1 pseudogene is annotated in these 283 nt (G+C 37.5%); it reads right to left on the bottom strand.

Features of this window, described 5'->3' with window-relative positions:
- Positions 1-283 (bottom strand): annotated as a pseudogene (locus tag SLS51_RS24955) (SPI-2 type III secretion system effector NAD(+)--protein-arginine ADP-ribosyltransferase SpvB); the annotation flags it as partial.

The following is a 283-nucleotide window of genomic DNA, read 5'->3' as shown; positions in this document are numbered from 1 at the left end:
TGTAGTATATTTATCCAGTAAATTCTTAAGTTCTGATTTATCGAGTTTTAACCCCCGATAAACTTTTTTATGATCCGTTATAGCAAGCTCATTTAATCCCTCTGTGACATCTTGAATATATGCACGCATTCCTGCATCAAATTCTTGAGGCGTTGGTTCATTACTGTGTAAGTAATTTCTCGACAATAGTGTCTCAATAGCTTGATGCTTGACATACTCTCCTCCGCGCAGGTAGGTATTTATAAGATTATATCCCTGTGCGGAATAATATCTGAGTGCCTGG

This window comes from Photorhabdus africana (assembly GCF_035181445.1).
Classification (GTDB): domain Bacteria; phylum Pseudomonadota; class Gammaproteobacteria; order Enterobacterales; family Enterobacteriaceae; genus Photorhabdus; species Photorhabdus laumondii.
The sequence above is the reverse complement of the archived record's forward strand: the minus strand, read 5'-3'. Positions and strand labels throughout refer to the sequence as shown.